Origin of the sequence: Salinibacterium sp. M195 (assembly GCF_019443965.1) — a bacterium.
Lineage (GTDB): Bacteria > Actinomycetota > Actinomycetes > Actinomycetales > Microbacteriaceae > Rhodoglobus.
Window position 1 is genome coordinate 1,475,842 of record NZ_CP040814.1, and the last position, 19,296, is coordinate 1,495,137.

Sequence of the window (19,296 nt, forward strand, 5' to 3'; positions counted from 1 at the left end):
TACGCCATGCGCTTGGCCGTTCCGCAGCGGACGGGTGTGCGATATTTCCTCGCACAGCGAACTCCCACGCGGCATCCAGCGCTCAGCCACTATCGTTGAAGCATGAGTCGGATCGCTGTTGTTCCTGGGTCCTTTGACCCTGTCACCCTTGGCCACCTCGACGTGATTGAGCGGGCAGCGAAAACCTTTGACGAAGTGCACGTTCTCGTCGTGCATAACCCCGGTAAGACAGCGTTATTGCCCATCGCGCAGCGTGTTTCGCTCATCGAGCAAGCGGTCGCAGATGCTCGCCTCAAGGGCAACATTCGGGTCACCAGCTGGAGCATGGGTTTACTCGTCGACTACTGCACCGACGTCGGCGCGAGCGTCATCATCAAGGGCATCCGCTCTCAAGTGGATGTCGCCTACGAAACTCCGATGGCGATTGTGAATCGCGATCTTGCTGGGGTCGAGACAGTGTTCATGTTGCCGAACCCCGCTCACGCTCACGTCTCAAGTTCTCTTGTACGTCAAGTTGCGGCACTCGGCGGCGACGTCGCGCCGTATGTTCCGCGCTCCGTTTCTGAATTTTTGCAAGCACCGCGGGACTAACACCGGCACAATGGGTTCATGACACTCACCCTCGGATACAAAGCGTCAGCCGAACAATTCGCCCCCCGCGAGCTCGTAGAGATTGCGGTTGCGGCAGAAGCGCATGGAATGGAAAGCGTCGCCGTGAGCGACCACTTTCAGCCATGGCGCCACGAGGGCGGACACGCACCATTCTCACTGAGCTGGATGGCGGCAGTGGGGGAGCGCACGAGCACGATCCGTATCGGTACGAGCGTGATGACCCCGACGTTCCGCTACAACCCTGCTGTGCTTGCACAGGCATTCGCAACGATGGGCTGCCTTTACCCTGGTCGCATCATGCTCGGTGTGGGCAGCGGTGAAGCGCTCAACGAGATCGCGACCGGATTCCGCGGTGCTGGAGCGCAGGACTGGCCTGAGTTCAAGGAGCGCTTCGCTCGCTTGCGCGAATCGGTTCGCCTCATGCGTGCACTCTGGACCGAGGATCGGGTGTCGTTTGAGGGAGAGTATTACTCCACTCACGAAGCCAGCATTTATGACCGCCCCGACCAGCCCATCCCGATCTACATTGCGGCTGGCGGCCCGATGGTTGCACGCTATGCCGGCCGTGCCGGTGATGGTTTCATTTGCACCTCAGGCAAGGGCATGGAGCTTTACAACGACGCGCTCATTCCCGGCGTCAAGGAGGGTGCGGCCAAGGCTGACCGCAAGTTCGAAGACATCGACCGGATGATCGAAATCAAGCTCTCCTATGACACTGATGCAGAGCTCGCCCTCGAAAACACCCGTTTTTGGGCACCGCTTGCGCTCTCCAAAGAGCAGAAGCACGACATCACCGATCCCATTGAAATGGAGAAGGCTGCTGACGCCCTGCCAATCGAGCAGATTGCTTCGCGTTGGATCGTCGGCAATGATCCAGACAAGGTCGTCGAGGAGATTCGCCAATATGTGGATGCCGGGCTCAACCACCTCGTGTTCCACGCGCCCGGGGGCGACCAGCGCCGGTTCCTCGAACTCTTCGAGCGCGACATTGCGCCGCGATTGCGGGCGCTCTAAAACTCTGCAGCCTACGGTTGCCGCAGACGCGGGCGACCGCCGCCGACAATGTCGGCGACGGTCGACGGTGTGGCGCTCATCGGATGTTGAAGCGCGGATAGTTCTGCTCCACGCGCGCTCTGGCTTGTTCTAGTCGTTCGCGGCGGAGCTGATCTTCAGCACGGGCCGCAATGGAAACACTGGAGCGCGGATGCTGCGGGCGTCGGCTCCAGGTGACCAGTGCAACCCCCAGATGTAGCGCGATTCGGTCGAGAACTCCGAATCTGCGCACTACTCGCCCCGACTGTTGACCAGGGGCTTGGGGTTCAGGTGGGTGGTATTGGCGACCGGGTTTGGTCGTCACGGTGTCGTTCATGTGTCTTCTCTTTCACTGAGGAATCCGGTGAGTGGGCGCGCTAAAGCTCGCCAGGGGGAGCGCGCGAGAGCGCACTCGATTACACGAGGGATCGTTCGAGGTGGGTTACCCGAAAGTGCTCGAAAGGTGAACTGAGCTGATCGCACAAATGATTGCGATCAGTGCACGCGAATGCGTGCTTGCTCGAGTCTCGAGCCGGGTGTGCTCCGTGAGCGCCGCCACCGTCAGAACCGGTTGGCGAGAAACGCTAACCAGCTATGCGGAGAAGGCGCCGACGGAGCCGGCGGTAGTCGGAATCATTCCGATAGTTGAAATAAACACGCGAGGCTCCTTTCGATAATTGGCGTTTGCTCAGTGTAGAACTATCGCTGAGTCAGAATCAAGACCCAATTTGACGACAGTTTATTGCCGCGACAACCAGCGGTGCGTGCGGCTGCATCCCAGTCCGCGCAACAATAGACAGATGTCCGCAACCGTTTCTGCGCCCCACATTGGTTATGCCGCCATGCTCGAGAGGTTTCATCCGCTCGAGGTTTTGGAGTTCGCCCAGCATGCAGAGTCACGCGGTTTTCGTGGGGTGATGGCGGCTGATCATTATCAGCCGTGGACTCCGCAGCAGGGGCAGGCGTCCTTCGTGTGGAACGTGCTGAGTGCTCTTGGCCAGACCACGAGCGGCGATTTGGGTACCGGAGTAACCGCGCCCACTTTTCGGTGGCATCCCGCGATGGTTGCTCAAGCGTCAGCAACGCTGGCCGCGATGAATCCCGGCCGCCACTGGTTGGGTTTGGGTAGCGGTGAAGCTATCAACGAGCATGTCGTTGGCCAGTATTGGCCAGAAGCGCCTGAACGTATCAACCGCATGTTTGAGGCGGTCGACATCATCAAGAAGTTGTTCGCTTCGGGGCTGGCCGGAAAAGATGTTCGCCACGATGGCCAGTTTTATCGGCTCGAATCGACACGACTCTGGACGATGCCAGAAACTGCACCCGAAATCTTGGTCGCTACCGCTGGGCCGGTCGCAGCAAAACGAGCGGGCAAGACCGTCGATGGGCTCATAACGGAGGCTGCGCCTCTAGAGAAAATTGACATGTTACTTAAGCGTTTCGCCGAGGGCGCTCGTGAAGCTGGCCGAGACACGTCGCAGCAGAGTCGCGTTCTGCGGTTGCACCTCAGCTGGGCAGAGACCGACGAGCAAGCGATGAAGAATGCCATCACCGAGTGGCCAAACGGTGGTTTACGGTTCGCTAAGAACGACATCCGCTCACCGTTCGAGCTTGAACAACTCGCTCGAATGGTGCGACCATCAGACTTTGAAGGACGGATGCCCGTCAGCGCTGATCCCGATGTGCACCGTGCTTACATCCAGGGCTACCTTGACCTCGGCTTTGACCGAATCTATCTCCACAATGTTGGTCGTAATCAGACTGAGTTCCTCGAGGTATTCGGTCGCGCCGTGCTTCCAGCGCTGCGCAAGTAGTGGCAAGCGCTGCCATGCCGCACACTAGAACGGTGAGAATGAGCGCATGGGCTGTGCCCGGCATCCCCGAGATTGTGTCCGGAATCGACTTGACCGAGGTGATTGCTGCGGCGCTCATTAGCGACTCTGGCGATGTGGAGTCTGGAGGCCTTGAGAGCGGTGACGTTCTGACAGTGACTTCCAAGATCGTCAGCAAAGCTGAGGGGCGCACGGTGCAGGCTGCTGACCGCGAGCAGGCGATAACCGATGAGACCGTGAGGCTTGTGGCCTCCCGTGAGCATCCCCACGGCGTGACCCGCATCGTTGAGAATCGCCTCGGGCTTGTGATGGCTGCAGCCGGCGTTGACTCAAGCAATACCCCCGACGGCGTCGTGTTGTTGTTGCCGCTGGATCCTGATGCGACCGCGCGGCGTCTCTGTCAGGGTTTGCGCGAGCGTTTCGGTGTGCGTGTCGGAGTGGTCATCACCGACACGGTTGGCCGGCCCTGGCGCAGAGGACAAGCCGATATTGCGATTGGTGCGGCCGGGATCCACGTGCTTGATGATTTGCGGGGAACGGTTGATGCATCGGGTCGCCCTCTGGCGGTGAGCGTCACGGCTGTTGCCGACGAAATCGCGGCGGCGACGGACCTAGTGAAGGGCAAGGCGGGCGGGTTGCCGGTTGCTGTTGTTCGCGGTCTCGGTCGGCATGTTGCCGATCTCGACGCTGTGGGGGCTCGCTCGCTCGTGCGCACTGGGCCAGAAGACATGTTTCGGCTGGGAACCAAAGAGGCGTGGATGGCCGGGTTCGATGAGGCTCACGACAATTCTGACGGTGGCTCTCACGCCGGCTTCAAAGAGGATTAATACTCGACTGTGGGGGCGTCTGGCGCTATCCTGATCAGATGGGGAGTCTGATTTCACTCGCGTACTTTGCAATGCTCATCGCAGTACTCGTCGATGTCATCCTGATCGACGAATCGCGAATCAAGAATCTCGGCAAGGTCACGTGGGTTTTCGTGGTGATCTTTCTCCCGCTCATCGGCTCCATTCTCTGGCTCGCGATCGGTCGCGAATACGCGCAGGCACAGCCGGTCAGTAGTTTTGGTGCGCCTCAGCGTCGCGAAGCCCTTGCGCCGCGTGACACGAGAAACACTGAGGCGGAGCTCGCCAAGCTCGACGCTGAAATTGCGTTCTTTCAGAAACAAGAAGAGATTCGTGAGCTCGAAGAGAAGCTGCGCAATCGTAAGCAATTGCCCTAGTGTGCAAGCGCTGACAGACTCAACGAATGGATGATGTGAGTTCCACACCGATGCCCGATGACGTGTTCCATGGTCACTGCGCCGCGATAGTGCGCAGCGTTTCCACCGTAATTGACGGTAAAGCTGACGCCGTGCGGCTTGCCCTCACGGTGCTTCTTGCTGAGGGGCATCTCCTCATTGAAGACGTGCCGGGGGTGGGTAAAACTATGCTGGCACGCGCGCTGGCACGCACGGTGGATTGCTCGGTATCGCGAGTGCAGTTCACTCCCGACTTGCTGCCTGCCGACATCACTGGCGTTTCGGTGTACAACCAAAACACCCGCGACTTTGAGTTCAAAAAAGGCCCTGTTTTCGCCAACATTGTCATTGGCGACGAGATTAACCGTGCCAGCCCCAAGACGCAGTCGGCGTTGCTCGAGTGCATGGCAGAGTCGAGTGTGACGGTCGATGGCCACACCTACGAACTCACGAGCCCGTTCATTGTTGTTGCGACCCAGAACCCCATCGAGATGGAGGGTACTTATCCTCTGCCGGAGGCCCAGCGGGATCGCTTCATGGCCCGTATTTCAATGGGCTACCCCGATGCTGCCGCTGAGTTGGCGATGTTGCGCTCACGCGAACTAACGAGTCCGCTAGATGCACTTACTCCGGTCGTTACCGTCGAGCAGCTACGCGATCTCATCGCGACGGTGCGCAGCGTTTACGTGAGCACTGCAGTTGAGGAGTATGCCGTAGCGATTGCTCAGGCAACTCGCCGTGACCGCGAAGTTCGCGTGGGGGCGAGCCCCCGAGCGACTCTTCATTTGGTGCGTGCGGCTAAGGCTCGCGCTGCTATTGATGGCCGCGAATTCGTGTTGCCGGATGACATCGATGCGCTGGCAGTAACGGTGCTGGCTCACCGGATGATTCCAGCTCGGCATGCCGGCGATACCGCTGCAGTACTGTCTGGTCATTCGATTGCTGATGTCATTGAGCGTATTGTCGCCGAAACTCCGGTTCCTGTAACCGCTGCGGCGTCTTAGGAACAGCTCATGCCTCGCGCAGATTTTCGGCGATCGATCCGCATTGTGCTGGGCAGCGCGCGCCTGACTCGGCGCGGGATCACGTTTCTTGCGCTGGGTGTTGGTGTCGGTATCGCCGGATTTGCTCTAGGTATTCCGATTCTGTTATATGTCAGTTGTTTTGCACTTGCTCTGCCGCTTGTAGCGGTCACTTTTGTGCGCACCCGAGAGTCGTCATTGAGCGTTTCGCGCAGATTTTCGTTCCCGGTCGTCGAGGCTGGCAACACCACGGCGGTGACGTTGCGCGTTGATAACGGCTCGAAACGTGCCACGACTCCAGTTCGGTGGCGGGATGCTCTGCCGTGGCGCCCGTGGGTGACAGAGAATGGGTGGCTTCCTCGGCTGTCTGTGAAGTCGGGACTAGCGAGCGGTCGCAGCGCTGCGCAGTTGTCGTATGCGTTGACCCCAACCAAGCGAGGTGTTTTTGAGATCGGTCCGCTGGTAGTGGAGGCGACTGATCCGTTTGAGCTGGCCTGGGGGGCGTGGAACGTTGGTTCCGTAACTCCTCTGGTCGTGACTCCGCGGGTGGCGCAACTGGCGACAACGGCCCTCATCGCGCAGTCCGGTGATGGCGAGGCTCGCGTCGTTCAGCGCCGTTCCTCTGGCGACGACGACGATGCGATGACGCGAGAGTATCGCCGGGGTGACGCTATGCGGCGGGTGCATTGGAAGGCATCCGCACGCCACGGCAGCTTGATGGTGCGTCAAGAAGAGCAACACAGCTATCCCGAAGCACGCATCATTGTTGATACGCGCCGTGAAGGCTATCCAGATGCGAGCCGGGCAACTGTCTTGCGAGCAGTCGGCGACAATGGCCTCTCGCAGTCGCATAGTGCCCGGTTCGAATGGGTCGTCGCGATGTTGGCTTCGGCTGCCGTGCAATTGCGCCGTGAAGGTTTTTTGGTTCAGATCATTGAGACCGGCCAGTCGCAACTGACGGATGCCGCAACGCTGCATCGCCGCTCGTCTGCCGAACAAGAGTTATTGACGCGGCTCGCGGCGTTGGCGCCGATTGAGTCTCCTGCGGAATGGTGGGGAGAACCATCCTCGCGTTCATTCGCCCGGGGCCCAGTCATTGCTCTCGTTGCTAATCCTGAGCCGGCGACGGTGGATTTTTTGCTGAGCCAAGCGACGAGCACAGTGCTTGCGGTGGCGTTTGTTGTCGAACCAAGCTCTGGCTTTGGCGATCGGGAGCGATTTGGCGCCGCGAAGCGTCCGCCGCTGGCGGAGGAGCTGCGGGCTGCAGGCTGGAAAGTGATCTCGGTGCAATCGTTCGACGATGTCGCCGATGTCTGGAATCTGTATGTCACCGAATCGAGGGTCTCCCGTGAGCGTCACTGAGACAGCGCGGTCATCGAATGTCGAGCGTCACGCTCGTCGACTTCGCTCGTGGTCGTTGGCCGCGGTGATGGCGTTAGCAATCGGTGTCGCGGCGAGCAGCCTCGGCGCGGTGCTCGCCGAGGGTGCATGGTGGTTTCCGCTTATGGCCGTTGCGGTGGTGGTTTTGGCGACCGCTGCCGCCGTGCGCAATGTGAGCCCCCGAGCCATCGGGGGCTCGTTTGCGGGGCTAATCGCCGCCGGGGAACTTCTTGTTCTCATGTTCGCAGCCGATACAGCGATTGCGGGAATAGTGCCAACGGGGGAGACCTTCTCGCGCTTTGCCCAGCTGGCTCGTGATGGCAACGAATCGATAGCCAATCAGCGTTTTCCGGCCGATGCCGAAACCGGCATCGTTTACCTGATTTGTTTGGGGGCGCTGGCGGTGACGCTGGCGATGGATGTTGCGGCGTTCGTCATCCGCAAGCCTGCGTTCACCGGCATCCCCCTTCTCGTCTTGCTTCTCGTGCCCAGTTTTGTGCGCAGCGAGTTGCATGACGCCTTCGTTTTTGCGCTGACGGCGCTGTCCTATGTTGCGATTTTGATCGTCGCATCTCCGCAGGTAAGTGTGCGAGCAGCGTGGCCATTAGCGTCGGGGGCACTTGTGCTCTCGCTCATCGTGCCGGTGCTGTTGCCCAGCGTAGAGCCGGCAGCTGAGGTAGGGAGTCGCCCGGGGCTCATCTCCACCGGAGTGAATCCCATCATCAACTTGAGCAGCGATCTTCGGCGGAATGCACCACTGTTAGCGCTGACGTATACCGCTGAGGGCACGGGTGAGTATTTGCGCGTAGCCGTGCTCGACGAGTTTGGCGACGATACCTGGCAGCCATCGGGCAATGGTGGCGACAGCGGCGACGACATGGACGCCTTTGAATTGCCTGCGGGCTTCACCGACGCCGTGCCGTTTTCCGAGAATCTGATGCAGATCCAGATCGAACGTATCCGCGGAAGGTATCTCCCGGTGCCCTATGCCACGACAGAAGTCGCCGGGCTCACTGGAGATTGGACGTGGGAGTCAGAGGGTCTCACGGTCTCTTCGGACAGCGCGAATTCGAAGGACCAAGAGTATGAGGTGTCGTACCTCACCCCGGCGCCCTCGATCGAGCTCTTGCAGGCTGCTCCTACGACGCTTCCGGAAGGCTACGAGAAGTATCTGGCGCTGCCCGAGACACTGCCAAGCATTGTCGCTGAGACAGCTCAAGAAGTTGTCGGTGGTGCTGCCACCCGCATTGATCAGGCCCTCGCACTTCAATCGTTTTTCAAAGATGGTGACTTCGAATACTCAGAAGAGGCGCCGCTGACGGACGACTATGACGGCTCTGGCGCCGAAGTGCTCGCCGAATTCTTGGATGCCAAGAGCGGCTACTGCGTGCACTTTGCTTCGGCAATGGCCGCGATGGCCCGCACGCTCGATATCCCCGCCCGTGTTGTTGTGGGGTTCTCACCCGGTCAAAAGAAGGCCGACCCGGATACCGACGAGGTTGAGTTCGTGGTCTCAACCGACAACTTGCACTCGTGGCCAGAATTGTACTTTCCCACTATCGGATGGCTCCGCTTCGAGCCCACCGTCTCTGTCGGCACCGAACCCCGATTTGCGCAAAGCATCATCGATGATCCCAGCACTCCCGATATCGATGAGTCTCAGCCTGAGCCGGCGGACCTGCCAGCCCCGACACCCACCGCTACTCCCGGTGCGCGACCAGACTTGCCGCTCGATGAGCAGCCAACAACCGAAACTGCTAATCCCGTGGCATCTTCGCCGTTCTGGTGGCTGCTAATCGCCCTGCCCATCCTGCTGTTGGTTCCGTCCATAGTGAGACTGATTCGTCGCGGCCTTCGCCTCACGGCAGTGTCTCGCGGCGCCGTTGCTCCGGCCTGGCGCGAAGTACGCGATACAGCCAGAGACCTGGGCTTTCACCTCAGCGCGACCGCGACCCCGCGCCAGCAATACGAAGAGCTGCTTTCTGGGATGGGAACCCCGGGCAGCACCGCGCTGGAAAGCCTTCTAGCCCGCGTCGAGACGGCGGCCTTCAGCGAGCGAGAAACACACGTTAGTGCGTCTGCCGTGACGGCCGCGCTGGCGTCACTCCGAGCATCCGCACGCTGGAAGGCGCGACTGCGAGCCCTGTGGGCACCACGAACCGCCTTCGGGCGCATCGACCGAACGCGCTAGGCCGGGCTAAAGCCAATAACGGGTTTGCCCGTGACGGGGTTCGTCAGAATGGAGGCTCGCACCCCGTAAACCTCAGCAATGAGCGCTTCGGTGAGTACCATTTCGGTGGCCCCGGCGGCAACAACGCGACCATGCGAGAGCACAATGATGTGGTCGCAGTAGCTCGCTGCCAGAGAGAGATCGTGGAGAGCCGCCAGCACGGTAACCCCGGTCGTACGCAAGTGCGCGAGCAGCTCAAGCACCGCTAGCTGTGCCGCAATATCGAGATGATTCGTCGGTTCATCGAGGGCTAACAGTTGCGGCTGCTGTGCCAGCGCCCGCGCAAGCATCACTCGCTGTTTTTCGCCGCCAGAGAGGCTCTGAAACTCTCGATCGCGAAATGCGGTCATTTCAACAGTGGCGAGGCTGTCGCTGACGATTGCGGTGGATTCTGCAGAATCCGCTTCCCACAAAGACTGGTGGGGGAGCCTGCCTAGCTGCACGACCATGCCGACGGAGAGAGACGAGTCTGTGGTCGAATCTTGTTCCACGAATGCAGCGAGACGAGCGCGTTGGCGGCGCGGCATCCCGAGCAGGTCGTCGTTGCCAAATGTGACGGTTCCCGCTGCCGGAGCCTGCACGGCGGTGAGCGCGCGAAGCAGAGTCGACTTTCCAGCACCGTTTGGCCCAACGAGCGCGCTGAGCGAGCCGCGCGCAACCGTGCAGTCGACGTTGTCAATGAGGAGGGTGCCATCGGCGGTGATGCTGATGCGCTCTGCGATGAGTCCAGCGTTGTCGCTCATGTTGAACTCTTTCGGCGGGTGAGCAGGAACGCGAAGATGGGAGCGCCAATCATGGCAGTGACTATGCCGACGGGAATCTCGCGGGGGTCAAACAGGGTTCTGGCCAGAGTGTCAGCCCAGACCAAGAACACGGCGCCGAGCAACGCGCTCAGTGGTAAGAGGGCACGATGGCCTGGCCCGACGAGCAATCGCACGGCGTGCGGCAAGATCAGCCCGACAAACCCGATCGAGCCACTCACTGACACCATGGCGCCGGTGACGAGCGCAGATGCCGCAAGCAGCCCCCAGCGGGTCGCGCTGACGTTCACGCCGAGTGAGGCTGCCTGCACGTCGCCGAAAGCAAAGGAGTCGAGCAGGCGCCCCGTGAGCATCACCGGAATGCCGATCACGATGATGGCGACCATCGTGATGCCTACGGCAGGCCAGCGCGCTCCACTGAGCGAACCGAGCAACCACGACAGCACTTCACGGTAAGAGTCGCCGGTGACGCTCCAGAAAATGACAAAGCTCGTGATCGCCGAGGCGAGAGCCGATACGGCGATACCCGCGAGCACGGTACGCGACGGCGTAATTGCTCCAAGCGAACCCGCCAGCAGCAACGTGAGCGTCAATGCCAACAGCGCGCCAACGAAAGCGGCGAACGGCAACAAGACAGCAGCGCCGAGCAAAATCACCGAAACCGCGCCGAGCGCAGCGCCAGACGACAGCCCAAGCAGATACGGATCAGCAAGCGGGTTACGCGTAATGGCCTGCATGACGGCGCCGCTCAAAGCGAGACCAGCACCCACCGCCGCAGCTGTGAGCACCCTGGGCAGTCGCAACTGCCACACAATGCCATCTCGCAGCTCAGTCAGCGGGCTCACCCCAATGCCGAGGTGGCTCCCAATCGAGCGCCACACCTCATCGAACCGGATGTCGGCAGGGCCAATCGTCACCGCGATGGTGATCGACACGAGAAGTGCGATCCCCAGCGCGGCGCCGAATGCGAGCGGAGAAACTTTAGCCATCGAGCTCCGCAATCTGAGCCGACAAACTTTCGGCAGCCTCAACGCTGCGCACGCCAGCCTCGCTCGCCGCGAACGGCACCACGAGGTAGCGGCCAGCCTTCACTGCACTGAGGTTTGCGGTCGCGGGGTTCGCCTCAAGCACACCGATCTTCTTGTCTGCAGAATTCCAGGCGGCATCCACGAGCACGATGAAGTCGGGGTCGGCGTCAACGACGGCTTCCCAGTTGAATGGAGCCCATGTCGACTTCACGTCGGCGGCGATGTTGGTGAGGCCAACAGTGTCGAGCAGCAGTTGCGGTGCTCCGATGCCGGCACCCACGTAGGGAGTGTCGGAACCTGACGAGAACCAGAGGGCGGTGCGAGCGTCACCGTTCGCATCGACGGCGGCGAGCTGAGCGGCCTGCTCGGCGAGGAGGGCGGTGGCGTCAACGTGGAAGATGGAAGCGACGGTCTCGATGTCGCTAAACACGTCGTCGAAGCTGAGCTTGGCAGGCTGTTCAGCACTCTGACAAGCAGAAGGGGCGACGAACGTGTTGATGCCGAGGGCAGCGAGGTCGGCGCGCTCGCCGGCACCATCAGTGCTGAACGTTGATTCCCAGCCCGCAAAGACGAGATCAGGCTCAAGGTCGAGCACTGCTTCTTCGCTAGGCACTCGTTCCGCGATCGAGGTCAGATCTGCAGCATCGGATGCCCACTGCTCAGGCACGGGACCGTCCTGAAACGCGGTGCCAATGATGCGATCGCCCAAACCGAGCGCGAGCAGCATTTCGGTTGTTGACGACTTGATCGTGATTACTCGTTCGGGAGCCGAATCGAAGCTGACGTCTACGCCGCAGTTGCTGAGCTCGACGGTCTGCGCAGCAGCCTCGGTCGACGGAGCGGCCGTTTCGGAAGCGGCAGCCGTGCATCCGCTGAGGGTAAGAACGGAAACGCCAGCAAGCAGAGCGGTGCGGGAGAGAGCGGAACGCGAGAAAGCGGTGCGAGAAAGAACAGACATGGAGCCTTCCAAGAAACGGGGAATGGGCGCAGGAGCGCGCCACACATAATGAAAAATGTTTCAAGAAGACCGGAAGCCCAATCCTGGGCAAACCAACCACGCCATACCAAGCGCACGGGTCTGTCGCACCAGTCTAGAGAGAGGCGGATGCTCATGCCTACACCGGCCCCCGCGGTGCGGCGTGCTCATCCGTGGATCAGCTGACTGTGCGGTTACTGACCGGGGGCGACAAGGAGGCTCTCGCGGGGGTAGAATCGACGACCGTGTCTAGAATCAACGAGAGTCCGTATGCCGTGTTGGTGCGCGATCTCATGCACCGCCCAGGTGAGATGAGAGAGCACTCCCTCAACATCGTCGTACCCGAAACCTTTGGCACCACTGTTGTCGAGGTTCCTCAGGGCGCAAATCTGTCGGTTAAAGGCCGCTTTGAGTCTCTTCATGACGGTGTTTTAGTGGATGCCGTTGTCTCGGGAAAAGCTAAGGCAGAGTGTGTTCGTTGCCTCATTGACGTCACGCTGCCTGTTCGAGTCGAGTTTCAAGAACTTTTCGCGTATTCTGAGGACGAAGCTTTCGACTACACGGTTATCGACGAATACATCGATCTTGAGCCTGTAGTGCGGGATTCGGTAGTTTTGTCGCTACCATTCCAGCCGGTCTGTCAAAAGGACTGTCTTGGACTGTGCCCTGAGTGTGGGGTTCGGTTGCTCGATAATCCAGGACACGAACACGAAGCGCCGATCGATGCCCGCTGGGCAGCGTTGGCTGGCCTCCAAGATTTCACGCAAGACTCGCACGATCAAGACTTGAACGACGCGAACGATTCACCTGAGACCCAAGAAGAAAAGAGTTAGTCATGGCAGTACCAAAGCGCAAAATGTCGCGGGCCAGCACCCGCATGCGCCGCGCCCAGTGGAAGGCAACCCCTCCCACTCTCGTCAAGACCGTTGAAAACGGCAAGACCGTTTACAGCCTTCCGCACCGCGCCAAGGTAGTCGAAGACTCCGCCGGCACGCCCCTGTACATGGAGTACAAGGGTCGCAAGGTCGCTGACGTTTAACTAGTCTTCACACACTTGGGTCGAGAATGGCGATGACGGGTTCCAGCTCACAGGCTGAGCTCTCCGCCGTGCTCGGGGTCGCAATTGATCCCGAGTTACTCACGCTTGCGCTCACGCACCGCTCTTTCGCGTACGAAAATGGCGGTATAGGGCACAACGAACGACTCGAGTTTCTTGGTGACTCAATTCTTGGCCAGGCAGTAACGGTCAAGCTGTATCGCGATAACCCGGATCTTGACGAGGGAGACCTTGCCAAGCGTCGGGCCAGTCTCGTTTCTTCTGTCGCGCTCGCCGAAATCGCGCGCCTGATAGGGCTCGGAGCGTTTATTCGCCTCGGCAAGGGTGAAGAGCAGACGGGCGGCCGTGAGAAGCCGTCAATCTTGGCTGACACCGTCGAAGCGATAATTGGTGCTGCCTACATTGATCGCGGAGGCGACGAAGCGACTGCTCTCGTTCTGCGGCTTGTCGCTCCGCTGCTTGCTGACCCTGAACGGTTCGGGGCAGCGATGGACCCGAAAACCAGCCTCCAAGAGCTCGCTGCCCAACTCGGGCGCGGGGCGCCGGAGTACCGTATCAAAGACAGCGGTCCTGATCACTCGAAGCGTTTTCACGCCAGTGTTGTGCTGTCGGGCGATGTCATCTCTAGCGGCAACGGATCCAGCAAAAAGCATGCTGAAATGGCCGCGGCGCTCGAAGCTTGGACAATTCTCCAAGTCGCGTCGAAGTAGGAGCAGTGCCCGAACTTCCCGAGGTTGAAGTTGTGCGCGCAGGCCTCGAACCAGCAGTCACTGGTGCGACTGCGGCATCCGTCACCGTCTTTGATGAGCGTTCACTGCGCCGCCACGATGGGCCAAGCGAAGACTTTATTGACCGGCTGACAGGTCGCCTCTTTTTGACGCCGCGACGCCGGGGAAAATTCCTGTGGATTCCGCTCGGCGGCCCTGCAGATGAAGCGCTCGAACGCGCTGCGGGTCTCACTCCCGACCTTCACGCCTCCGGCATTGGCTCTGGCGAAGCTCTCGTGGCTCACCTGGGTATGAGCGGCCAAGTGCTGTTGCGCGATCGGAGCACGGATGACCGGCTCACGCGCATCCGCATCGAACTTGATCACCCTGACCACGGCGCACTGCGACTCAACTTTGTCGACCAACGTATCTTCGGCTCGATGGCGATCGACAGCATGCTGCCCACGGTTGATCAGCCCGCGCACGCGGTACCGAGTCAAGTCGCACACATCGCGCGAGATCCGCTCGACCCTTTCTTTGACGATGCGAAGTTCTTGCGGGCTCTGAAGGCGAAGCGCACGACGGTGAAGCGGGCGCTGCTCGACCAAACTCTCGTGAGCGGCATCGGCAATATCTATGCTGATGAAGCGTTGTGGGCGGCGCGCGTGCACTACAACCAGCCGACCGAGTCGCTGAGCCGGGCCAGGGCTGTGCGGTTGCTCGCCGAGGTGCGGGCTGTGTTCGCGAAGGCTCTTGCCGAAGGCGGCACGAGCTTTGACGCCCAATACCTGAACGTGAATGGCGAATCCGGCTACTTCGCGCACTCACTCAACGTGTACGGACAGCAGGGCAACGCGTGCCCGCGTTGTGGCCGTGAAGTTGTACGCGAGCAGTTCATGAATCGCGGTTCGCACTTCTGCCCGTTCTGCCAACGAGTATGAACACAGATTCCTCGGCCCAATCCTTTGAGCGTGTTTAGTCACAAGGGTTAAGGTCCCCCGCGGGACTCAAGCGGTGCCGTGTAGTTGCCGCAGCATGCGAATGAACGATGCTTTGTGGTCGCGTTGTGCTGGCCGGTTTCGAGAGCAGGGGTGAACTCGAGAACGTCCCGCTTAGTGTGCCGACAGTCGGAGTCGCGCTCTGCGCTGTGCTCTCGCCGGCGGCGACATCTGCCGATGCGGACGACGAGTGGTCTCGCCGATGTGTGCCCATTCACGCTGTTCAGGATCGAGGCCTAGCCAGTCATTGTGCTACATACTATAGTGTTTTGCATTCGACAAAGTTGTCGGATCTTAGCTATACGGAGGTGGGCATGTCCCCGATACGCAAGGTGATAGCAGGAATTGGTGCAGGAGCAATCTTGGTCGGCGGGGGACTCATCTCAGCGAGTCCCGCTGTCGCTGCGCCGGGGCCCGCGACGGTGGTGAACGTTATGGACTCCCCATACAACGCTGTTGGCGATGGCATCACTAGTGACAGCGCGGCGATTCAGGCGGCAGTCGATGACGTCACCGGCACTGGGGCAACAGTGCTTATTCCGAAGGACTTCACCTTTCTCACCAGCGGAGTAATCATCGGCAGCGAAAGCACTTTGCAAGTCGAGGGAACGCTGTTGCAAAGCCAGAACGTCAGTGACTATAGCTATGCGGTTGCGACTGGCCACAGACCAGGCTCGCTGAGAAACGACCTTTCAAGCTTTCAAAACCTGCCATTCGTCTTTGCAACGGATTCACAGAACGTCAACATCATCGGCGATGGCGTGATTCAGCTAACCCGGGCGTCAACTGAGGCGCAGACTATTCACACCATTGGGGTTGGCATTTTCGAGGTCGATGGGTTCGAAATCCGCGATGTGGAGATTTTGGGGGCAAGTTCGTACACCGTTGGCCTGTACTCCTCACGGAACGGAATCTTGGCTGACACCCGCATTATTCCAGGAAGCCACTACGGAGCCACCCCAGACGTAGCGGACGCCAACACTGACGGCGTCAGCATCATGAACTCCCAAAATGTTCGCGTTACCGGTAACTACATACGGGCAAGCGATGACGGGATTTACATCTGGGCTAATTACCTCGATCCACGTTCGATTGGTCGTTGGTGGTACAAGGCCGAACCAGAAGCCTCGCGCTTTATCGAGTTCGACAACAACGACGTCGCCGTCACGTGCTGCAAGGCTTTCACTTTTATCGTGTGGGGTATCGATGCGCCTGACCAACGCACGGTCGAGATTTCGGATATTTACATTCACGACAACAAGCTCGACGCGACCGACGCCGTTGGTTGCTGGTGTGACGCTCGTTACCCGAATAGTTCTGCGTCTGAGGGGCAGTCTCCGGTCACCCGAATCACCTTCGAGAACAACGAGTACATCGGCAACGTCGACAAAACTTTCGCTACAGCGCAGATCACGGACCTAAAAACTGATTTTGGAGCGTTCGGATCACGCACGCTGATGAACGGTGGTTTTGAAGAGACCGGAATCGCGTGGTGGAGCGGAGAAAGTACGAATTCAGATGATTTCGGTGCGATCACCGTCGCGGACGCCGCAGTCTTGCGTAGCGCCGAAGCCCGCACCGCGCTCAGTTCGCTAAGCAACTTCGCTGGCTATGTGCAGGCGCAAAATGCTACTCCGGTACGGCTCTATCAGGGGATCGGCATGGAGGCCGACGCGCTGCCAGAAGTGCCATTCCCTACTAACGTGTACGAAGTCTCGGCAGACATCGTCACAGGAGGATCAGCAGCCCAGCTCTTCGCCTACGACACTTGTGCCGCGAAATTTCTCGGGCAACGATCGGTAAGCGCGAGTGTGGCTGAGCGGATAAGTTTCCACTTCCGAGCAGAGTCTGATTGCGAGAACGTTCAGGTGGGAATTCAAACCGCGGGCGACGGTGCCTGGGCACTCATCGACAATGTGGTTCTTGACAGTGTCGTTGACGCCATCGACAACGATGATTCGACCGTCGCCTATACAGGCAGCTGGACAACGTACAGCAATGCGGGAGCGTGGGGCGGCACAAACGCGATCGCTCGTAATGCAGGAGCGGCAGTGGAGATTCCGTTTACCGGGACGCGTGCTGTGTTGCTTGCCCTCAAGGATCACAACTTAGGAATCGCCCGGATCTATCTTGATGGAGATTTCGTCGGGGACGCCGATTTCTACGCTCCGACCAAGCTGACGGGCAAGCTCATCTATGACACCGGTGAGCTAGCCGACGGCAATCACACCATCCGAGTTGAGTATTCGGACACGAAGAACCCCGCATCGGTGGGAACCATCATCGTTTTCGATGCGGTCCTTATGCCAACGGAACTACCCGACCTCAATGCGCCGTCGGTGGCTGTTGACGTGACGAAGGCTGGGGGTGCTGGGTGGTTTGGTGCTGGCGCGGCGTTGTCGGTTTCTGCGTCGGATCTGGATAGTGGCGTTGAACTGGTCGAGTTCCGGGTGGATGGCGGTGCTTGGGCTGAGTTTGTCAGTCCGGTGTCGTTAGCTGATGGCCAGTATTCGGTCTCAGCGCGGGCGACGGATGCTGCCGGCAATGTCTCGGATGTTGTGACGCAGCAGGTCAAGGTTGATTCGGTGGCTCCGGAGGTGTGGGTGCGGATTGATCTGGATGGTGCAGTGAGTACGTTTGCGCGAGATGCCGGACTGTCGGGAATCGATCGCATGGAGTATTCCTTGGATGCAGGAACAACCTGGCTCGACGGCTTGAGTGCTCTGATTGCCGAGGACGCATCGCCATCGGTGTTTGAATATCGCGCCGTGGATGTCGCTGGCAATGCCAGTGTTTCGGCGACGGCGAGTGAGTCTGCGGTGGTCGAGGAGATTCCGGTGGCCGCCGATGATGTTGTTCTCGTGGAGTTCAGCGGGTTTGACGTCGGCGATGACGTGCGTGTTGAGCTGCATTCGGATCCGGTGTTGTTGGGCACATTCGCGGCCAACAGCTTCGGTGTGGTGTCGGCGGTGGTGACGGTGCCTTCCTCGTTCCCGTCGGGAATGCACTCGTTCCTTGGTGCTCTTTCAGCTGCGAACACTGTTGATCCTGGTGTTGCTGCTGCGGGGGCGACTGCTGGTGAGCTGGGTTACACCGGTTCAGATCCGATGCCGTTGGCTCTTGGCGGTCTGATGATGCTGCTCCTGGGCGTTGGAGTGGCGGTTATGGCACGTCTTCGTCGTCAGCGCGAACTCGAGTAGCCGCTGATGGTGTGGCTTTCTTCCGTTCAATTTCGCAGGAACGGAAGGAAGCCACTTGCCATTGCGGATGACGTCGCGCGAGCGCGATGCAAGGTTGCACAGATTGTGAGCGCACCGCACTCCTGCCCTTAGCGCAACTCTTTCTTCCACACTCCTTCGTAGCCAATAGCCACGAATCCGACGGCTTCGTTGACGGCGAGCATGTGGCGATTCTCTTCAGCGTTGTAGGTAATTACGGAGGGGTGGCCTGGTGCGACCCGGTCAAGGTGGGCCAGATTCAACACTTTGAGGAGCATCCCTAGTCGGTGGCCACGGTGCTCACGGATCACGATGGTGTTTCCTTGGGGGATGGCACGGTCGGGCTCCTGTGGCACATTCAGCCCGGTGAACCCGACCAGTTTTGCCGTGGCCACGTGCTCAACGGCGGCGACAACAGGAGGAAGTTCTCCGGAGATGAGCCGAGACTCGTTTTCGCGGATTCGTTCGACGCTCCAGACATCTTCTGGTGGCTCGAGCCCGGCGGAAGGGGCGTCCGTGTTCATCCGGGAATAGAGCATCGCGTAGTCCTCGACCCAGCGGTCCGGGCAGCGGCCCGCCCATTCGTGCACCGCATAGTCGCGACTGCAGTGGTCAATGGCTTGGTCAACGAGGGAGTGCAGGCCGGCGAGCGGCAACGGTAGTCTGCTGACTCTTTCGACCTGCTCAAAGCTGTAGCCGCTGGCGAGCATGAATTGTGTTTCGGCGCTATCGCGGGGGATTGACCCGAACCCGGTCGGCGATTCCAGGACTGGCCCATCGCTCAGGGCGGCTGGCGCGTAGCAGTGAGCTTGGCGCTTGCGGTCGGACAAGGCAAGCTCTTCAATCTCCGCCATGAGCGCGCGCCCAATTCCCCGCCGTTGATAGTCAGGATGCACGTGCACAGCTAGCCAAGCGGTGTCGCCATCGTCGCCATTCGTGGTCTCATAATCGCCTCTGCCAACAACCCGGCCATCGACGGTCGCCACAAGCATCCGGTAGCTCTCGAATTCGCTTGGCTGCCACAGGGAGAGTTCTTCTGCCGCGTTAAGCGCCGTGTCGTTGGTGCCAAAGGTAAGAGCATCCAGATGATTGCGCAGGGCAACGGCTTGGCAGAATTCATCGCTGCCGCTTGGATCAATGTGGGCAGGGATCTCGACCGTAGTGATGTCGAATTCGGTCATGATTGCACCGTTCTGTGGAGGC

17 protein-coding genes are annotated in these 19,296 nt (G+C 59.8%); 13 read left to right on the forward strand and 4 right to left on the reverse strand.

Annotation, left to right across the window (positions count from 1 at the left end):
* The first annotated feature begins 102 nt into the window (after window positions 1–102).
* From coaD to FFT87_RS07060, 8 genes are all read left to right on the forward strand, one after another.
* Window positions 103–591, forward strand: coding sequence for a pantetheine-phosphate adenylyltransferase (gene coaD / locus FFT87_RS07025; protein WP_219950591.1), 489 nt, complete (start codon window positions 103–105; stop codon window positions 589–591).
* Between the two features lie 18 nt (window positions 592–609).
* A complete protein-coding gene (gene fgd, locus FFT87_RS07030) occupies window positions 610–1,626 on the forward strand; it encodes a glucose-6-phosphate dehydrogenase (coenzyme-F420) (RefSeq protein ID WP_219950592.1) in 1,017 nt (338 codons plus the stop codon).
* An 818-nt stretch (window positions 1,627–2,444) separates the two neighbouring features.
* Window positions 2,445–3,458 (forward strand): TIGR03557 family F420-dependent LLM class oxidoreductase, encoded by a 1,014-nt coding sequence (locus FFT87_RS07035; protein WP_219950593.1) that lies wholly within the window; start codon window positions 2,445–2,447, stop codon window positions 3,456–3,458.
* Between the two features lie 38 nt (window positions 3,459–3,496).
* Window positions 3,497–4,303: a coenzyme F420-0:L-glutamate ligase gene (cofE, locus tag FFT87_RS07040; RefSeq protein WP_219950594.1), complete on the forward strand. Its 807-nt coding sequence runs from the start codon at window positions 3,497–3,499 to the stop codon at window positions 4,301–4,303.
* Window positions 4,304–4,341: 38 nt separating this feature from the next.
* Window positions 4,342–4,698, forward strand: coding sequence for a PLD nuclease N-terminal domain-containing protein (locus FFT87_RS07045; protein ID WP_219950595.1), 357 nt, complete (start codon window positions 4,342–4,344; stop codon window positions 4,696–4,698).
* Window positions 4,699–4,724: 26 nt separating this feature from the next.
* A complete protein-coding gene (locus tag FFT87_RS07050; RefSeq protein ID WP_255560106.1) occupies window positions 4,725–5,720 on the forward strand; it encodes a MoxR family ATPase in 996 nt (331 codons plus the stop codon).
* Between the two features lie 9 nt (window positions 5,721–5,729).
* Complete coding sequence (locus tag FFT87_RS07055) at window positions 5,730–7,100, forward strand: DUF58 domain-containing protein (RefSeq protein ID WP_219950596.1); 1,371 nt, start codon at window positions 5,730–5,732, stop codon at window positions 7,098–7,100.
* Window positions 7,087–9,309, forward strand: a complete 2,223-nt coding sequence (locus FFT87_RS07060; protein WP_219950597.1) for a DUF3488 and transglutaminase-like domain-containing protein — start codon at window positions 7,087–7,089, stop codon at window positions 9,307–9,309. Before FFT87_RS07055 ends, FFT87_RS07060 begins: the two co-directional genes overlap by 14 nt.
* Here FFT87_RS07060 and FFT87_RS07065 read toward each other — a convergent pair.
* The 3 genes from FFT87_RS07065 to FFT87_RS07075 are packed head-to-tail and all read right to left on the reverse strand — an operon-like array spanning window position 9,306 to window position 12,095.
* Window positions 9,306–10,091 carry an ABC transporter ATP-binding protein gene (locus FFT87_RS07065; RefSeq protein WP_219950598.1) on the reverse strand — a complete coding sequence of 262 codons (786 nt, stop codon included), beginning with the start codon at window positions 10,089–10,091 and terminating at the stop codon, window positions 9,306–9,308. The two genes, FFT87_RS07060 and FFT87_RS07065, sit on opposite strands and share 4 nt — an antisense overlap.
* Window positions 10,088–11,098, reverse strand: a complete 1,011-nt coding sequence (locus tag FFT87_RS07070) for a putative F420-0 ABC transporter permease subunit (RefSeq protein ID WP_219950599.1) — start codon at window positions 11,096–11,098, stop codon at window positions 10,088–10,090. Before FFT87_RS07070 ends, FFT87_RS07065 begins: the two co-directional genes overlap by 4 nt.
* Window positions 11,091–12,095 carry a putative F420-0 ABC transporter substrate-binding protein gene (locus FFT87_RS07075; protein ID WP_219950600.1) on the reverse strand — a complete coding sequence of 335 codons (1,005 nt, stop codon included), beginning with the start codon at window positions 12,093–12,095 and terminating at the stop codon, window positions 11,091–11,093. Before FFT87_RS07075 ends, FFT87_RS07070 begins: the two co-directional genes overlap by 8 nt.
* Window positions 12,096–12,358: 263 nt before the next feature.
* Here FFT87_RS07075 and FFT87_RS07080 point away from each other — a divergent pair, with 263 nt between their 5' ends.
* The 5 genes from FFT87_RS07080 (at window position 12,359) to FFT87_RS07100 (ending at window position 18,075) form a co-directional block, all read left to right on the forward strand.
* On the forward strand, window positions 12,359–12,946 hold the full coding sequence (locus FFT87_RS07080) for a DUF177 domain-containing protein (RefSeq protein WP_370628575.1): 588 nt from the start codon (window positions 12,359–12,361) through the stop codon (window positions 12,944–12,946).
* A gap of 2 nt (window positions 12,947–12,948) precedes the next feature.
* On the forward strand, window positions 12,949–13,152 hold the full coding sequence (rpmF, locus tag FFT87_RS07085) for a 50S ribosomal protein L32 (protein ID WP_009772721.1): 204 nt from the start codon (window positions 12,949–12,951) through the stop codon (window positions 13,150–13,152).
* 26 nt (window positions 13,153–13,178) lie between these two features.
* Window positions 13,179–13,880: a ribonuclease III gene (gene rnc, locus FFT87_RS07090; RefSeq protein WP_219950601.1), complete on the forward strand. Its 702-nt coding sequence runs from the start codon at window positions 13,179–13,181 to the stop codon at window positions 13,878–13,880.
* Window positions 13,881–13,885: 5 nt separating this feature from the next.
* The gene (mutM, locus tag FFT87_RS07095; protein WP_219950602.1) at window positions 13,886–14,818 is read left to right on the forward strand and encodes a bifunctional DNA-formamidopyrimidine glycosylase/DNA-(apurinic or apyrimidinic site) lyase; all 933 of its coding nucleotides are present in this window, start codon (window positions 13,886–13,888) and stop codon (window positions 14,816–14,818) included.
* A 371-nt stretch (window positions 14,819–15,189) separates the two neighbouring features.
* Complete coding sequence (locus tag FFT87_RS07100) at window positions 15,190–18,075, forward strand: Ig-like domain-containing protein (protein ID WP_219950603.1); 2,886 nt, start codon at window positions 15,190–15,192, stop codon at window positions 18,073–18,075.
* Window positions 18,076–18,203: 128 nt separating this feature from the next.
* On the opposite strand, the gene FFT87_RS07105 is transcribed toward FFT87_RS07100, so the two are convergent.
* Entirely contained in the window at window positions 18,204–19,274 is a 1,071-nt protein-coding gene (locus FFT87_RS07105) for a GNAT family N-acetyltransferase (protein WP_219950604.1), read from the reverse strand.
* Window positions 19,275–19,296 lie beyond the last annotated feature (22 nt).

Excerpts from the sequence above, each read along its gene's own strand:
- coaD (WP_219950591.1), top strand. The coding sequence starts at position 103 with ATGAGTCGGATCGCTGTTGTTCCTGGGTCCTTTGACCCTGTCACCCTT.
- fgd (WP_219950592.1), top strand. The coding sequence starts at position 610 with ATGACACTCACCCTCGGATACAAAGCGTCAGCCGAACAATTCGCCCCC.
- FFT87_RS07035 (WP_219950593.1), top strand. The coding sequence starts at position 2,445 with ATGTCCGCAACCGTTTCTGCGCCCCACATTGGTTATGCCGCCATGCTC.
- cofE (WP_219950594.1), top strand. The coding sequence starts at position 3,497 with ATGAGCGCATGGGCTGTGCCCGGCATCCCCGAGATTGTGTCCGGAATC.
- FFT87_RS07045 (WP_219950595.1), top strand. The coding sequence starts at position 4,342 with ATGGGGAGTCTGATTTCACTCGCGTACTTTGCAATGCTCATCGCAGTA.
- FFT87_RS07050 (WP_255560106.1), top strand. The coding sequence starts at position 4,725 with ATGGATGATGTGAGTTCCACACCGATGCCCGATGACGTGTTCCATGGT.
- FFT87_RS07055 (WP_219950596.1), top strand. The coding sequence starts at position 5,730 with ATGCCTCGCGCAGATTTTCGGCGATCGATCCGCATTGTGCTGGGCAGC.
- FFT87_RS07065 (WP_219950598.1), bottom strand. The coding sequence starts at position 10,091 with ATGAGCGACAACGCTGGACTCATCGCAGAGCGCATCAGCATCACCGCC.
- FFT87_RS07070 (WP_219950599.1), bottom strand. The coding sequence starts at position 11,098 with ATGGCTAAAGTTTCTCCGCTCGCATTCGGCGCCGCGCTGGGGATCGCA.
- FFT87_RS07075 (WP_219950600.1), bottom strand. The coding sequence starts at position 12,095 with ATGTCTGTTCTTTCTCGCACCGCTTTCTCGCGTTCCGCTCTCTCCCGC.
- rpmF (WP_009772721.1), top strand. The coding sequence starts at position 12,949 with ATGGCAGTACCAAAGCGCAAAATGTCGCGGGCCAGCACCCGCATGCGC.
- rnc (WP_219950601.1), top strand. The coding sequence starts at position 13,179 with ATGGCGATGACGGGTTCCAGCTCACAGGCTGAGCTCTCCGCCGTGCTC.
- FFT87_RS07100 (WP_219950603.1), top strand. The coding sequence starts at position 15,190 with ATGTCCCCGATACGCAAGGTGATAGCAGGAATTGGTGCAGGAGCAATC.
- FFT87_RS07105 (WP_219950604.1), bottom strand. The coding sequence starts at position 19,274 with ATGACCGAATTCGACATCACTACGGTCGAGATCCCTGCCCACATTGAT.